Below are 13728 nucleotides of genomic sequence, written 5' to 3' on the forward strand. Positions count from 1 at the left end.
TCAAACAAAGGAAGGTACCTCATATATGAATTCTGTAGATGTTTCTAATGAGTTACACCAATTATTAACAGGAAACAATGTGCAAACTCAACTATCAGTTCCTCAATTGGTCGAAAAAGTACTAAGCAGAAATGAAGGCGTTTTAACATCAACCGGCGCGGTAAAAGCTGAAACTGGCAAATATACCGGTCGTTCACCTAAAGATAAATATATCGTGGAAGAAGCATCAGTTAAAGATAAAATCGATTGGGGTCCCGTGAACCGGCCGATTTCCGAAGATGTGTTCAATAAACTATATAATAAAGTAGTTGACTACCTAAAAGCAAAAGAAGAGATTTTTGTTTTTAAAGGTTTCGCTGGTGCAGACGAATCATCACGTCTTCCCATCCGTGTTGTTAATGAATATGCTTGGCATAACCTTTTCGCCCATACTTTGTTCATCCGTCCAAACGAAGAAGAACTGAGAGGTCACGAAGCTGAATTCACGATCGTTTCTGCACCTAACTTCAAAGCGGACCCAGAAGTGGACGGAACTACATCCGAAACGTTCATCATCGTTTCTTTTGAACGCCGTACGATCCTGATCGGCGGAACGGAATATGCAGGAGAAATGAAAAAATCGATCTTCTCGATCATGAACTACTTACTTCCAGAGGCTGGAATCCTTCCAATGCATTGCTCTGCCAACGTAGGACGTGAAGGGGACGTCGCTTTATTCTTCGGACTGTCCGGTACAGGCAAAACAACTTTATCAGCAGACACTAGCCGTAAATTGATTGGCGATGATGAGCACGGCTGGTCTTCTAACGGCGTATTCAACATCGAAGGCGGCTGCTATGCGAAAACAATCAACCTTTCACGTGAAAAAGAACCGCAAATTTTCGATGCAATCCGTTTTGGTGCTGTATTGGAAAATGTTGTTGTTGATCCGGATACGCGTGAAGCAAACTATGATGACAGTTCATTGACTGAAAACACTCGTGCTGCTTACCAAATGCAAGCAATCGATAACATCGTGAACCCAAGTATTGCAGGACATCCAAATACAATCATTTTCTTAACGGCTGATGCTTCAGGAGTTCTGCCTCCAATCAGCAAGCTTTCCAAAGAACAGGCAATGTTCCACTTCCTAAGCGGATACACTAGTAAATTGGCTGGTACTGAAAGAGGCGTAACTTCACCGGAAGCTACATTCTCCACTTGCTTCGGTTCACCATTCTTACCGCTTCCAGCTACACGCTATGCTGAGATGCTTGGTGATAAAATTGACGAGCACAATGCAAAGGTATACCTTGTCAACACAGGATGGACTGGCGGAGCATACGGAACTGGAAGCCGTATGAAACTTGCTTACACCCGTGCAATGGTACAAGCGGCGCTTGAAGGTGAATTAGCGAACATCGAAACGATTAAAGATGATATCTTCGGTTTGGATATCCCGCTTCATGTTCCTGGTGTTCCTGATGAAGTGCTTCAACCAATCAAGACTTGGGCAGATCCTGCCGCTTATAAAGAAGCAGCAACAGACCTTGCCGCACAATTCCGTGCAAACTTCAAGAAATTCAAAAGCGTTCCAAGTGAAATCGAAGAACTTGGCGGCCCGACAGCTTAATAAATTGTACACAAAAGGACCAAGCTCTTGCTTGGTCCTTTCAGTTTGTCGGTAAGAAACGTCACTTCCCGAACCATGATTATGGATTACTTTATTAAGTGCCATGGAAAGGGAAATACCTCGTCTACTGACGAATAAAGTACCAAGTAACCCGAAATACGGCATCTTCGCTCGAATTTACTGCCTTATAGCACGTAATAAGGCTCTTTCAGCTCGAAATACGCCATCTGTGGTCGAAATTTCTGCCTTATAGCACGTAATACGGCGACTGCTCTCGAATCTACTAGCTTATAGCCCGAAATACGGCATCTGTATTCGAATTATAACTGCCTTGAAGCTCGAAACACAGCGGCTTCGCTCGAATTCACTGCCTTTCAGCTCGAAACACAGCGGCTTCGCTCGAATTCACTGCCTTTCAGCTCGAAATTCGCCGCCTGTGGTCGAATTTACTGCCTTATAACCCGAAATATGGCGGCTGCGCTCGAATTCACTGCCTTTCAGCTCGAAATACGCCATCTACCGTCGAATTCACTGCCTTTCAGCTCGAGATACGCCATCTACCGTCGAATTATAACTGCCTTGAAGCTCGAAATATGGCGGCTGTGCTCGAATAATTGGCTAGCCGAGACTCTGGCTAGGATGCTTGCGGTGAGGAGGCTTGACGTACAGGAAGCGGATCTGAAAACAACTGGATCGTTTCCACGTTCTGAAAGGGCCTCGTTCTTGCATGGTCCTTTTTTTCAGTGGAAAAAGGGCACTGTGATAGTCAGTGCCCCCTTCATCGTTATTCCGTTATCGATGTTGTCCAAGTTTTTAGATGATCGCTTTATTCCTGTCTTTTTTCATGGACACCGTTTTGTATTGATATATATTGCCCAGGTTGGCCACCGGGACATCTGTTTTAGTTGCATCAATGCAATTGCGTGTATCCAGAACTAATTTATTGCTCATGAGATTCGATAGCTTATCATAATCCATCTGTTTAAATTCATCATGGTCCGTCAGGATAAGTATCAAGTCGGCATCATTAACAGCGTCTTCCACTGATACGACTGGCATCTTTCCAGATTTGACATGCGGGTCATGCAAGGCTACATCCATGTTTTCCATCCCCATCAAGATATTGACTACATCAATGGCGGGACTTTCACGAATATCATCTACATTTCCTTTGTATGCTAGACCGAAAACGGCTACTTTTGGCTTCCGGATCCCCTCTAGCATCATCCTTACGGAATTTACGATGTAATAAGGCATCGATACGTTGGTATCACGGGCCAATTTAATGATTCTCGCATACTCTGGTGCCTTTGCAACGACGAAATACGGATCGACCGCTAAACAATGGCCGCCAACTCCCGGTCCTGGTTGGTGTATATTGACACGAGGGTGTTTGTTTGCCATCGATATGACATCCAAAACATTGATGTCCAGCTCGAAACAGATTTTCGTCAGCTCATTCGCAAGGGCGATATTGACATCCCTGAAGGTGTTTTCCATCAGTTTGGACATTTCAGCCGTTTTCGCATCGGTCTGAATGATCTCCCCTTGAACGAATGTTTTATAAACAAGACTTCCTTTATATGAGCATGTTTCGGTGATGCCCCCTACGATACGGTTATTATGAACCAACTCTTCAAGAATCCTTCCAGGTAAAACGCGTTCCGGACAATGTACGAGGAAAATGTCTTTTCCGATGGTAAGGCCCGTCCTCTCGATCATCGGTTTAATATGATCATCCATGCTTCTTGGCGCTATCGTCGATTCAATAATGATGACATTCCCTTTTTTGATAAAAGGAAGAATGTTTGAGGTTGCATCCATGACATGTGTTAAATCACAGGATTGGTGCATGTCCTTTTTATTTGGAGTAGGCACCGCGATGATGAAAACATCCGCATGTTCCGGGCTTAACGCAGCTCGGAACTTATTGGAAGCAATCACTTCTTCTAATACCTCATCCAATCCAGGTTCTTCGATATGGAGCCTGCCGCTATTCAAATTGGAAATAATCTCAGGATGGATATCCACGCCGACAACATCGACACCGTATTTCGCAAACATTAAAGAAGTTGGAAGTCCTATATAACCTAGTCCGATTGTACAAAGTTTCATATAAACCACTCCTATCTATTTTTCTGCTGCACTCAAATTTGTTAGGCTGTTTGATAGATTTCGATAAAGATTTCCTTCTCTTGTTTCCAATTGTATTTTTGTCGCGCCTTCAGGCAGTTTTGGCTCATTTCCGCCCTTTTTTCAGGATGCTTCAATAAGTAATTGACACCTTCGGCAATTGATTTTGGATCATGCGAATCGACACATACACCGATTTTTTCCGTATCGACAACCTTTTGAATTTCAGGAAAGCTGCAGGCAACCACTGGCACACCGCTCATCATGTATTCAAACAATTTATTTGAAGAAGCGGAGTAGTGATTAAAGCAGACATTATTCAATATCTGAAAACCTAAATAAGCATTTTTTGTATAATGGAGCAGCTCGTCGACCGGAACCTTCGGCAGGAACTTCACACGATGCTCCAGGTTCATGTCGCTCACTTTCTTCATTAATTCATCCTTGATCCTTCCATCCCCGATAAAAACTACCGTTCCGCCCTCGATCATCGGTACAGCATCAACCAATTGCTCTAACCCTCTTCCCATTTGAACGCCGCCTTGGTATAACAATATCGGTTCATTCTCTGGCAAATCGAGCAGCTCATGCAAATTCACGGCCGTACTTTCCTCCGGATTGGTTGGAATCGGGTAGTTATGGACCACCTTGGGATACAGACCATATAAGTCTTCGTTATACTTAGCTCTCGTATGGTTTTCGGCGATCATTTCATCGACGAACATTAATAGGAATTTCTCCATCATCCCGTAAATTCGGCTATTATATCCCGTTCTGCTCGTTTGTACTTCATGCGAGTCATAAATCAGCTTTTTCCTTCTCAGCCATTTACTGCTGATCGCTCCCTGCATGAGCGTATTCAAGTCATTTGAATGATAGAAATCATATTTCCTTTTCCGGCCATGATAGATCATTTGACCAAAAATGTAGCTCCTCGTTAATAGTGTCGGCAGCTTCGTTTTCGTGATGAACAGGGTGCCCAGCGCAAGGAGTGCAAATGCACCGAACAGTATTCCCGACCCCACCCAGCCGTTGATCAAGTTCAAATTCCACAACGTATTCCAGATCACTAAGGCAAATAGGGCGATTTCAAACTTCTTTTTCTTCAATTTGCCTACGATCCTGAGAATCTTATTAAGCGCCTCCCAGCGGTTATTCACCCTAGTGACCGAGAAACCATTTTGGTGTTTCTCCTTTTTGGCCAAACCTTCGATTTTCCAGTTATGAATGGCAATTAAATCGACTTCATAACCCGCTTCTGTAAGTGCTGTGCATTCTCTTAGAACCCTCGCATCGTTCGTAAAGTGATTCCACACGAACATACATACTTTCTTCGCCATGTTGTCCTCCACTTCCGGATTTTTCAGCCTGACGCTTCCATCACGTTGATGAGACCTTTAATATTTTTAGACCATTGAAAATGTTGTTTAGCATACCGATGACCGTTTTCTCCCAGTTCTTCACGAAGGGCCGGGTTTGAGGCCATTGTCAATATATGCTGACAGATTTCATCAACATTTCTGCTCTCTGCCACCAACCCGCATTTCGCCTCTATGAGCATCTTCTTGGCCCTGCCGTCCACATCACCGACAATGGGTTTTCCGACACACATATAATCGATGATTTTACCAGGCAGGACCTTATTGAAGACTTCTTTTTCAACCAAGCTCACATAGGCAATATGAGACGTTGAAACTTCATGAAGAGTCACTCTTCGATTCATCGCATTAATCATCTTAATATTGGTCAGCCCTCTAGAGCTTATCTCCTTCTCCACTTCGGATATCCGATATCCATATCCAATCATCGAGAACTCGATTTGTTTATGTTCCCTTAGCTTTTCAGCTACGGCTATCAGTTTTTTCAAATCCTGGGCCAGTCCGATATTCCCCGCATAAACGACCTTGATTACCTTTTCCGATACGGGTGTAAGCAAGTTCTTTAACGTCAGCTCATCCGCAGTAAGCGAATTGGGGATGAATTGGATGGCCTCTTCCTTGACTCCCTTTGCAACGATATAATCCCTGAAACCAGGACTATTGATGATGATAAAATCTGAATGCCTATATAGCTTCCTTTCCAGGAAGAAAGCGATTTTCAATACCCACTTATTATTGAATACGCCTACACCTATCAACGATTCCGGCCATAAATCCCTGACATCGGTAATGAGTTTCGCCTTCATCTTTTTCTTGGCGATCAACGCTGCCAATGTAGGGAAGATCGGCGGGGTCGTGGCAAACACATAATCATATTTTTTTTCGAGACGGATGATTGTATAAATGAAAAGCCACATCGCTTCAAGATAATGAAGCAACCGCTTCCCCATATTGCTTGTATACCTCTTCACTTTGTCCGGCTTAATCCTGATGACATCTTCTTCAATGCTATCTTCATCCCAAAACTTTGTATCTTGATATAAACTTTGATTAGGATAACTCGGCTTCAATGTGATGACCGTTACCTCGAATCCGTTTCTTTTCAAATGGAGATATATATTTTTCATTCTATTTCCCGCACTTCCGATTTCCGGATAAAAGTTTTGCACGATCATCAGGACGCTTTTCATATTCGCCTATCACCTCTATTCTGCTTAGCTTACTTCCTGCTTTATATTGTAAATGCCAGATATTAACTTAAGGTTAAAGAAGTATAAAGTCATTATTAATATTGTAAAAATTCTGTTAATAATTGTTTCGTTTTTATATTTCCCCTGAACTTCCCGTTATAATGGGGGAGACATTCAGAAGGGGAGGAAATGAGCATGCCTAAACAACGTATTAAGGTCATGACCGTATTTGGTACAAGACCAGAGGCTATCAAAATGGCACCAGTCGTTTTGGAACTGAAAAAGCATCCAGAAGAAATAGAAACCATCGTGGTGGTCACCGCCCAGCATAGGGAAATGCTCGACCAAGTCTTGCAATGTTTCCAAATAAATCCAGATCACGATTTGGATATGATGAAGGATAGACAAACACTAGAAGAAATTACAACTCGAGGGCTTGAAAAATTGAGTTCGCTCATGAAAGATATAAAACCGGATATCGTCCTCGTACATGGGGATACCACGACAACTTTCATCGCCAGCCTGGCAGCTTTCTATAATAAGATACAGATTGGTCACGTTGAAGCTGGTCTGCGGACTGGTAATAAGTATTCTCCATATCCTGAAGAGATGAATAGGCAGCTGACAGGCGTCATGGCCGATTTGCACTTTGCCCCTACAAATCAGGCGGCAGAGAATCTAATTTCGGAAAATAAAAAGAGTGATTGTATCCATATTACTGGCAATACGGCTATCGATGCTTTGAAAACAACAGTACGTAAAGACTATGATCATCCGATTTTATCTGGTTTGAATGGAGATCGCATGTTATTGATGACAGCGCACAGACGGGAAAATATCGGAAAACCAATGGAAGAGATATTCCGTTCCGTCAAACGGCTGCTTGAAGATTACACGGATATCCAAGTTGTTTTCCCGCTTCATAAAAACCCGGTTGTCCGTGAAATTGCTTACCGGATTTTCGGTGAAACGGAAAGGCTTCACTTAATAGAGCCGCTTGAGGTGCTCGATTTCCATAATTTTGCGGCGCACGCCCATCTCATATTGACAGATTCCGGAGGGGTGCAAGAAGAAGCTCCCTCACTTGGCGTTCCTGTCCTTGTGTTACGCGATACAACAGAACGTCCGGAAGGAATCGATGCCGGTACCCTTTTATTGGCAGGAATTGAGGAAGAACGAATTTATCAACTAGCCTCAGAATTACTTACAAATGAAGAAACCTATAAAAAAATGGCGACAGCTTCCAACCCATATGGAGATGGATTCGCTTCAAAGCGGATTGTTGATATCCTATTAACGCATTGCAAAGTGAAATTCCCCCTTCCATTATAAAAAATAAAATAGAGAGAAAAGCCTGTCACGTAAGCGGCAGGCTTTTTCTATTCAGCCAGATTATGAAACGGCTGCTTCCATTTTCATTAGCGAAGGATTAAAGCCAAGTCCAATTTAGGTTTGTAAATGGTAAATACATATGTGATAGTTTGGGGAGATTTAACATTTCATTGAAGTCAATCTATTACCTTGGAGGTGTTGTAATGTTCGGGAAGGATCCCAATTGTGGTAAATGTGGTAAAGAAATGAAGGGGGACGAAGTCGTTCTTGTGAAAATGCGTTATCCAAGGCGTAAAGGGGTGACTGAAATAAAAGCATATTTAAAAAATGTCTGTCGAATGGATAGTCAACACGAAACAGGAGGATTAGCAAAAGACGCATTGGCCTCTTATGCAGAAATATTTCATGGCGAACTGCAAACCTACGGGGAAGCGGATTTCCCAACACCTGAAGAAGCGAAACCTTGTTTAAAAATAGCCAGAAATACGCCTTGTATCCCCGGCCATTTTTAATAGGAATTCATTCGCTGAACACTCCATCAAAAAATATGAAAATAATTAAGGACATTTTTTCCAATCAATAAAACCGTGACGCAAATGAATAAGATACGGACATAGGAAGCACCTTTCTTAATGGCGAAGTTCGTTCCTACCAATGCTCCCGCGACCATTGCAAGACCCATCGGGATTCCATAGGCAAAATTGACGGTCCCCATAGATAAAAAAATGATAAGTGCGGCAATATTGCTTCCAAAATTCAATATTCTTGCATTCCCGGCTGCCTGGACAAAATCAAACCCAATGATCAGAAATGAAAATAATAAAAAGGAACCTGTGCCTGGTCCAAGAAAGCCATCATAAAAACCAATCGCAAATATTATGACTATCAAAAGTATCATTTTCTTCCTTGTCAGCCCTTTATATTTTGCATCTTTACCCCAATCCTTTTTTACCAACGTATAAATCGCGACAATGACCAGCAAGATCAAAATGAGGGGCTTCAATATCTCTGCGGAAACGAAATGTACAACGTATGCTCCTAACGCCGCTCCAATCACGGTGATCGGAAACAACTTGATGACGAAATTGAAATCCACTTTTCCAGCCCGAATGAATGAAATCGTACTCGTTAAAGACCCCATGGTACCCGCCAGCTTGTTAGTGGCAAGTGCCGCTGAAGGCGATATCCCCGTGAACAATAAAGCAGGAATGGAAATTAACCCGCCCCCGCCCACTACGGAATCGATGAATGCGGCAATAAAACCCGCAAGTACTAAAAATAGCAAAGTATAGAGATTGATATCCTCCATGTATTCCCCTTCTTTCAAAAGCACTATCTAAAATGCCATTACTCATTTTTCATCCAAATAATCGAATAACCTTTCTTCTGAAATGACCGTGAACCCATGCCTCCTAAGCAAAGCCGCGGTCACTCCATTCCCGACCTTCTTCTTCCCCTTGAATTCCCCATTATAAATCGTGGCACTCCCGCAGGATGGACTGTTTTCTTTTAAAACGACTAATGTCGCCCCTACCTCCTGGGCTTTCAATAACGTGAGATTCGCTCCCTTTATGTACAGTTCCGTTACATCCCTGCCCGACTTTTCGATGATCTTCGCTTTTCCATCAAGGACATCCCCACCTTCACCGCCAACTATCTCAGCAGGTTCCCTCGGTGTCGAAAAACCGCCAAGCAATTCAGGACAAACCGCTATAGCTTTTTTCTCCCTCATCAATGCCATAATTCCATCATCCAAGCTGTGAGTACCATTGTATCTTACCTCAAGGCCAGCTAAACAAGAACTCACCAAAATCATCAAACCACCCCGCCTCATGCACTTTACACCATTTTACCACTCTTTTCGTGACAATCATTTCGAAGATTGAATATCCACCAGGGATTTCACGCTGATAAAATCCCGTTTTACTTGAGTCGGATTTTTTTCACGAATTTTCCGTGCATCTGTCGAATTCCGCCAAAACAAAAAAAGCGCTTGCAGCGGAGGCGATTCCCGGCAAGCGCTTGTCTATTTAGTTAGTTGAATTCAGTGATAGCAGTTGGTACGTAATGATGGTCTTTTCACTGGTCCATTCAATTTTTTGGATAACGGCTGTTCCGCTTGAATCAGATTGGATCGTTTTGCGGACATCGATTGGAATATCGATAGGGTATAACCTGTAACCAGCTTTCGCCAGCCGAAAAATGTTTTCTTCTTCACGGGTTTCGTTCCCTTTTGTAACGATCATGGTATTTAGCTCCATAGGCATGCCCATGTGTATCTCCTCCTCTTGCCAATATACTTAGTATATCCTTCATTCTATCATTATTCGGTTTTACTTTTCATCCAAGATGTTAAATCTTCGACTACTTTTCTGTTTACGGCAGGCGGGAAGAAATGCGTAAATTGAGGGAAATACCAGCTTTCGACCTCTTTGTCATGCATTTTCAACCTTTTTTCCAGCCGGTATGCGTGTTCTATGGCGACATTGTCATCTTTTTCACCATGTATGATCAGGACGGGTATATTCAAATCATCAATCGCAAACAATGGTGTACGGTATTCATATTGATCCGGGCATTTTTTAGGTGTTCCGCCGATGACACGCTTCATCATCCGACGCATATCGACCCGTTCGACATATGTTAAAAACATATCCGACACACCTCCCCACGTAACAATCGACGCTGCATTCCTGCAGTATATCCCAGTCCAAAGGGCCATGATGCCGCCACGGGAGAATCCGAGGATATGAATGTGATCCTTGTTCACCCTGGGGTGCTGTTCAAGAAGATTGAATCCTGATATCGCATCGAATCGATCTTCGCCTCCAAAATCCTCATCCCCCTCCCCGCCTTGATTTCCACGATAAAAAGGAGCAAAAACGATGAAACCTTCTACAGCATACTGCACGATCCTTGCAGGCCTCACCTTGCCGACATTTTTAATCCCGCCGCGTAAATATAAGAAGGCATCATGTATTTCGCCATCAACCGGTTCAGCCAGCAAACCTTTTACCTTCAGGCCTTGTGATATGTACGTAACTGAATAAAGATGGATTCGTGGATGCGGTGATGGAAACCGCTGTTTTGAAATAATCGTTCCGTTCTCCAATTTCCACTCTCCTTTCTCTTTATTCTTATTGTAAAACATCCGCTTGTTTTTATCCCCTGAGAGGCATTCACATTTTTTTCTTCCGTTCATACGATAATGTAGGCAAAATACCCATATATCAAGGAGGAAGGCATTTTGAAAAAATGGTGTAAAGCAGGTGTCGTATTTTTACTTCTGTGCGTGCTGGTGATCCCGCTTGGCGCATGCGGCAACAAGGAACAGGAAACAACGAAGGTAAGGGTTGCCGAAGTAACCCGCTCCCTTTTCTATACACCGCAATATGTCGCAATCGAAAAAGGCTTTTTTAAAGATGAGGGCCTCAGCATTGATTTGAAAACGACGGCAGGCGGCGACAAGACGATGACCACGCTTCTTTCCGATGGCGCGGATATTGCTCTCGTTGGCTCCGAAACATCGATTTACGTTCAGGCACAAGGCTCGAATGACCCCGTCATCAACTTCGCTCAATTAACACAGACGGATGGAACGTTTCTTGTTTCACGTGAAAAAATTGACAACTTCAATTGGGATATGCTGAAAGACACTACTTTCCTAGGCCAGCGCAAAGGCGGGATGCCGCAGATGGCCGGAGAGTTCGTATTGAAAAAACATAACATAGACCCGAAAAAAGATTTGAACCTCATCCAGAACATTGATTTCGCGAATGTCGCAACTGCCTTCGCTTCCGGAACCGGTGATTTCGTTCAACTGTTCGAACCAACGGCCAGTGTGTTTGAAAAAGAAGGAAAAGGCTATATCGTCGCTTCTTTCGGCACCGAGTCCGGTCATCTTCCATATACAGTTTATATGGCTAAAGAAAGCTATTTGAAAGAAGACAAAGAGACTGTCGAAAAATTCACGAGGGCCTTGAAGAAAGCACAAGATTGGGTTCAGGAAAACGATGCTGCCGAAATTGCCAAAGTCATTCAGCCGTATTTTGAGGATACCAATCTCGAGACGATGGAAACAGTCATCAATCGCTACAAAGAACAAGGATCCTTTGCCACCGATCCCATTCTTGATGAAGAAGAATGGAACAATCTGCAAAACATCATGGATGAAGCAGGCGAGCTTCCAACACGTATTAGCCATGAAGAGCTGGTCAATACCGACTTTGCTGAAGAAGTCACAAAATAACATAGCAAAAGGTAAGGAGGATGTCCGATGAGCTTTTTAAAAATCCAAGACATTCACCATACTTATTTTTCAAATCAGACGGCAGCGACCGCACTTGCGGACATTTCCCTCGACATTGAAAAAGGTGAATTCGTCTCTTTTCTAGGTCCGAGCGGCTGCGGAAAAACCACCCTGCTTTCCATCATCGCCGGGCTCTTTCCGCCCACTTCAGGAAAGATCCTGCTCGAAAACAAACCGCTGAAAGCCAACAGCGACCTTTCAATCGGCTATATGCTGCAGCAGGATTATCTATTTCCATGGAAGACGATAGAAGAAAATATCTTATTAGGATTGAAACTGATTAAAAAAGATGAAGGACTCGAGAGAATAAAAACGCTTAAACTTTTAAGTGACGTTGGATTGGGAGACACCGGAAAATTATATCCGCGCGAACTATCGGGAGGAATGAGGCAAAGGGCTGCACTGGCACGGACACTGGCAGTCGACCCAAAAATCCTATTGCTTGATGAACCGTTTTCAGCTCTTGATTACCAAACCAAGTTGAAGCTGGAAGACCTTGTTTTTGAAACCCTGAAATCCTTCGGAAAGACAGCCGTCCTCGTCACCCATGATATCGGTGAAGCCATTGCAATGAGTGACCGCATCTTTCTGTTTTCCGCGAATCCGGGAAGCGTGCACAAAACCTTCAAGGTGCCCGATGAATTGCGTGAACTCACGCCTTTCCATGCACGCAACCATCCGCAGTATCCGATGCTATTCCAAACGATCTGGAAGGAGCTTGAGAGCCTTGAATATTGAACAGCTTCATAACCAATATAAAACCTCATTAAAAAAAGAAAACAGGCTCATTCGCTTTTATCAGATCCTGATTTTCATCGTTTTTTTCAGCAGTTGGGAACTTTTATCCAGGAAGGAACTGATCGATCCGCTCATCTTCAGCTCCCCGACTAAAGTGTGGCATCTTTTCATACAGAAATTGGGTGACGGAACCCTGCTATCCCATTCCGGAGTGACGCTATTCGAGACCGTTCTAGGCTTTATCATAGGAACACTGCTTGGAACGATCCTGGCATCCCTGCTTTGGTGGTCGCCAAGATTATCCAAAACACTTGATCCTTATCTCGTCATTTTAAATGCGATGCCGAAAGTGGCACTCGGCCCCATCATCATCGTAGCATTCGGCCCTGGATTTCCATCCATCATCTCGATGGGGGCGATCATCTCCATCATCATCACCACCATCGTCGTCTACACTGCATTTCGCGAAGTGGACCCGAACTACCTGAAAGTACTCCAAACTTTTGGCGCCACAAGAACACAAGCTTTTCGTGAAGCCATATTACCCGCATCCTTCCCAACGATCATCTCGACATTGAAAGTGAATGTCGGCCTCTCCTGGGTCGGCGTCATCGTAGGGGAATTCCTTGTTTCGGCCAAAGGACTCGGCTACCTAATCATTTATGGCTTTCAAGTCTTCAACTTCACCCTTGTAATGCTTGCCTTGATGATCATTGCAGTCTTTGCCACAATCATGTATCAACTAGTCGAACTGCTCGAGCGAAAATTAATCAAAGACTGACCAAACTGCCGATAAGCCTCGGCAGTTTTTCACTCATACTGAGTTAAAACATGAATGTAGTTGGTTTCGGCGATTTACTCGTAAGTTTTGATGATTTACTCGTGAGTTTTCGCGATTTACTCGTGAATTCCGCCAGCTTACTCGTAAATTTCAGTATTTTACTCGTGAGTCGGACTTTTACTCGTGGGTTTTCGAAACTTACTCGTGAGTTTCGATGATTTACTCGTGAGTTTCGGTGATTTACTCGTGAATTC

The 13728-nt window shown here is 43.4% G+C and carries 13 protein-coding genes; 6 read left to right on the forward strand and 7 right to left on the reverse strand.

The genetic code is table 11. The annotated features are described in order from the left end of the window. Nucleotides 1-25: 25 nt before the first annotated feature. Nucleotides 26-1612 (forward strand): phosphoenolpyruvate carboxykinase (ATP), encoded by a 1587-nt coding sequence (gene pckA / locus AC3WLU_RS14100; RefSeq protein WP_063574849.1) that lies wholly within the window; start codon nt 26-28, stop codon nt 1610-1612. An 813-nt stretch (nt 1613-2425) separates the two neighbouring features. Here the strand turns inward: pckA and AC3WLU_RS14105 are convergent. Genes AC3WLU_RS14105 through AC3WLU_RS14115 form a run of 3 tightly spaced genes read right to left on the reverse strand, consistent with a single transcriptional unit; the run spans nt 2426 to nt 6314 of the window. Further along, a complete protein-coding gene (locus tag AC3WLU_RS14105; RefSeq protein ID WP_487373553.1) occupies nt 2426-3727 on the reverse strand; it encodes a nucleotide sugar dehydrogenase in 1302 nt (433 codons plus the stop codon). Nucleotides 3728-3768: 41 nt separating this feature from the next. Then, nucleotides 3769-5085, reverse strand: coding sequence for a glycosyltransferase (locus AC3WLU_RS14110; RefSeq protein WP_057279174.1), 1317 nt, complete (start codon nt 5083-5085; stop codon nt 3769-3771). Between the two features lie 23 nt (nt 5086-5108). After that, nucleotides 5109-6314: a glycosyltransferase family 4 protein gene (locus AC3WLU_RS14115; RefSeq protein ID WP_306804729.1), complete on the reverse strand. Its 1206-nt coding sequence runs from the start codon at nt 6312-6314 to the stop codon at nt 5109-5111. Between the two features lie 195 nt (nt 6315-6509). On the opposite strand from AC3WLU_RS14115, the gene wecB reads away from it, so the two are divergent. Both wecB and AC3WLU_RS14125 read left to right on the forward strand, forming a co-directional pair. After that, entirely contained in the window at nt 6510-7646 is a 1137-nt protein-coding gene (wecB, locus tag AC3WLU_RS14120; protein WP_492597439.1) for a non-hydrolyzing UDP-N-acetylglucosamine 2-epimerase, read from the forward strand. A gap of 203 nt (nt 7647-7849) precedes the next feature. Then, the gene (locus tag AC3WLU_RS14125) at nt 7850-8158 is read left to right on the forward strand and encodes a hypothetical protein (RefSeq protein WP_492597440.1); all 309 of its coding nucleotides are present in this window, start codon (nt 7850-7852) and stop codon (nt 8156-8158) included. Nucleotides 8159-8184: 26 nt separating this feature from the next. Here AC3WLU_RS14125 and AC3WLU_RS14130 read toward each other — a convergent pair whose 3' ends face one another. From AC3WLU_RS14130 to AC3WLU_RS14145, 4 genes are all read right to left on the reverse strand, one after another. Next, complete coding sequence (locus AC3WLU_RS14130; RefSeq protein WP_057279177.1) at nt 8185-8955, reverse strand: sulfite exporter TauE/SafE family protein; 771 nt, start codon at nt 8953-8955, stop codon at nt 8185-8187. 42 nt (nt 8956-8997) lie between these two features. Next, nucleotides 8998-9462 carry a 2-thiouracil desulfurase family protein gene (locus AC3WLU_RS14135; protein ID WP_063577584.1) on the reverse strand — a complete coding sequence of 155 codons (465 nt, stop codon included), beginning with the start codon at nt 9460-9462 and terminating at the stop codon, nt 8998-9000. A gap of 214 nt (nt 9463-9676) precedes the next feature. Further along, complete coding sequence (locus AC3WLU_RS14140) at nt 9677-9919, reverse strand: DUF2584 domain-containing protein (protein WP_034310541.1); 243 nt, start codon at nt 9917-9919, stop codon at nt 9677-9679. 50 nt (nt 9920-9969) lie between these two features. Continuing rightward, nucleotides 9970-10758 carry an alpha/beta hydrolase family protein gene (locus tag AC3WLU_RS14145; RefSeq protein WP_492597441.1) on the reverse strand — a complete coding sequence of 263 codons (789 nt, stop codon included), beginning with the start codon at nt 10756-10758 and terminating at the stop codon, nt 9970-9972. Between the two features lie 135 nt (nt 10759-10893). Between AC3WLU_RS14145 and AC3WLU_RS14150 the strand changes: the two genes are divergently transcribed. The 3 genes from AC3WLU_RS14150 to AC3WLU_RS14160 are packed head-to-tail and all read left to right on the forward strand — an operon-like array spanning nt 10894 to nt 13474. Further along, the gene (locus AC3WLU_RS14150) at nt 10894-11895 is read left to right on the forward strand and encodes an ABC transporter substrate-binding protein (protein WP_492597442.1); all 1002 of its coding nucleotides are present in this window, start codon (nt 10894-10896) and stop codon (nt 11893-11895) included. A gap of 27 nt (nt 11896-11922) precedes the next feature. Continuing rightward, nucleotides 11923-12693, forward strand: coding sequence for an ABC transporter ATP-binding protein (locus AC3WLU_RS14155; RefSeq protein ID WP_057279181.1), 771 nt, complete (start codon nt 11923-11925; stop codon nt 12691-12693). Then, on the forward strand, nt 12683-13474 hold the full coding sequence (locus AC3WLU_RS14160) for an ABC transporter permease (protein WP_223255909.1): 792 nt from the start codon (nt 12683-12685) through the stop codon (nt 13472-13474). The genes AC3WLU_RS14155 and AC3WLU_RS14160 overlap by 11 nt, the downstream gene beginning before the upstream one ends. Nucleotides 13475-13728 lie beyond the last annotated feature (254 nt).

The organism is Peribacillus sp. FW305-BF15, from assembly GCF_058783805.1.

Excerpts from the sequence above, each read along its gene's own strand:
- AC3WLU_RS14155 (WP_057279181.1), top strand. The coding sequence starts at position 11,923 with ATGAGCTTTTTAAAAATCCAAGACATTCACCATACTTATTTTTCAAAT.
- AC3WLU_RS14125 (WP_492597440.1), top strand. The coding sequence starts at position 7,850 with ATGTTCGGGAAGGATCCCAATTGTGGTAAATGTGGTAAAGAAATGAAG.
- pckA (WP_063574849.1), top strand. The coding sequence starts at position 26 with ATGAATTCTGTAGATGTTTCTAATGAGTTACACCAATTATTAACAGGA.
- AC3WLU_RS14135 (WP_063577584.1), bottom strand. The coding sequence starts at position 9,462 with ATGATTTTGGTGAGTTCTTGTTTAGCTGGCCTTGAGGTAAGATACAAT.
- AC3WLU_RS14140 (WP_034310541.1), bottom strand. The coding sequence starts at position 9,919 with ATGGGCATGCCTATGGAGCTAAATACCATGATCGTTACAAAAGGGAAC.
- AC3WLU_RS14110 (WP_057279174.1), bottom strand. The coding sequence starts at position 5,085 with ATGGCGAAGAAAGTATGTATGTTCGTGTGGAATCACTTTACGAACGAT.
- wecB (WP_492597439.1), top strand. The coding sequence starts at position 6,510 with ATGCCTAAACAACGTATTAAGGTCATGACCGTATTTGGTACAAGACCA.
- AC3WLU_RS14130 (WP_057279177.1), bottom strand. The coding sequence starts at position 8,955 with ATGGAGGATATCAATCTCTATACTTTGCTATTTTTAGTACTTGCGGGT.
- AC3WLU_RS14105 (WP_487373553.1), bottom strand. The coding sequence starts at position 3,727 with ATGAAACTTTGTACAATCGGACTAGGTTATATAGGACTTCCAACTTCT.
- AC3WLU_RS14115 (WP_306804729.1), bottom strand. The coding sequence starts at position 6,314 with ATGAAAAGCGTCCTGATGATCGTGCAAAACTTTTATCCGGAAATCGGA.